The organism is Lachnoanaerobaculum sp. OBRC5-5, from assembly GCF_000296385.1.
Classification (GTDB): domain Bacteria; phylum Bacillota; class Clostridia; order Lachnospirales; family Lachnospiraceae; genus Lachnoanaerobaculum.
This window is the reverse complement of sequence record NZ_JH815191.1, coordinates 1-1450: the sequence shown is the minus strand read 5'-3', so window position 1 is coordinate 1450 and position 1450 is coordinate 1. Positions and strand designations below refer to the sequence as shown.

The 1450-nt window shown below is 55.6% G+C and carries 1 protein-coding gene; it reads left to right on the top strand.

All coding sequences use genetic code 11. The annotated features are described in order from the left end of the window. Positions 1-127: 127 nt before the first annotated feature. Positions 128-1354 carry a plasmid recombination protein gene (locus HMPREF1135_RS13500; RefSeq protein WP_007596194.1) on the top strand — a complete coding sequence of 409 codons (1227 nt, stop codon included), beginning with the start codon at positions 128-130 and terminating at the stop codon, positions 1352-1354. The last annotated feature ends 96 nt before the right edge of the window (positions 1355-1450 follow it).

Below are 1450 nucleotides of genomic sequence, written 5' to 3'. Positions count from 1 at the left end.
TTACTTTCTCACAAGAAAGTAACAAAGAGGTTGTGGACTGCGGCCAGTTATGGTAAAATAGGAGTAGTAGGATATAGGCTTTTGCAGGAAAGGGACGGGTGATTTTATAGGCACAACCATTTCGGGAATGACGGGCCGGGGAAGTATCCGGCACAACAACAGGAGCTTTTCAGCGGCGAATGTAGACCGAAGCAGGTCGGGGCAGAATGTCACCTTTTGCAACGAGGATTTGAAAAAGGTGTACCACGAACTTTTCGATGAAGCCCTGGCCGCCTACAATGCCAAAAAGAAAAAGACCAGGGACAAGATACCAGACTACTATGAGCATATCCGGCAGAGCAAGCAGGAGAAGCTATTTCACGAGGCTATCTTTCAGATCGGCAACTTGACGGACTGCGGGTGCGGCTCCCCTGGAGGGGAACGGGCGGCGGCAGCTCTCAAAGAATTTGCAGAGTCCTTCCAGGAGCGCAATCCTCATCTGCGGGTGTTCAATATGGTGCTGCACATGGACGAGGCCACGCCCCACCTCCATGTGGACTTCGTGCCGGTGGCAACGGAGCAGAGCCGGGGCCTCTCAACGAGGGTATCAATGAAACAAGCGTTAAAGCAGCAAGGATTTGAGGGGCTTGGCCGGAAGCAGACGGAATGGAAAGCCTGGATGGAACGGGAGAAAGAAGCCCTAACGGAAATCGCCCAGGCGCACGAGTTTGAGATCATCAGCCTGGGCGGTGGCCGCCCTCATATGGAGCTGCCAGAGTACAGGGCAGCGGCCCAGCGGCTTGAAGCTGTCCAGGAACAGGTGATAGCGGCAGAGCAGGAGATCGCGGCCTTGGAAAAGCAGAGAAAGGCCCTGCAAGGGAATGTGAAGCTGCTGAAAGCGGTGGAGAAGGTCAAGCCCGATCTGGACGCGATACAACCAGAAAAGACGCTGACAGGGGCCGTCAAGGGTGTGACGGTGGAGCAGGTGAAGGAGCTGAAGGCGGCGGTGATCCGGGGTGCGGCGGCAGAGCAGAAGGTGCGGGAGCTGAAGGTAGAAAACCAACAGCTTCAGCAGAAAATCCCCTCGATGAAAGAAAAGCTGAAGGAGGCCCAGGAGCGGAAGCGGCTTGAAAATGAAAACCGGCAGCTCAAAGTGCAGGTCGAATACCTGGAAAAAGATTTGAGCTGGGAGCGTGGGATTTCGGCGCGGCTCCAGGAAGGGATCGGGGCGGTGCTGGACTTTCTGGATCAGCACTTGCCGGAGCAGTTCCGGCCCCTGGTCGAAAAGGCGCGGGAGCTGCTACCTGTGCCAGAGGTGCAGCAGCCGGAAAGAGAGCAGGAACGGGGCCACACCTGGGGCGGTATGGAGTTGTAAAAGAAGCCTGTCCGGGGGCCTTGCAAGAGCCGCCCGGACAGGCTATAATAACAGTAAAAATAGGGAATAAAATGTATTGATAATATATGCCCCCCT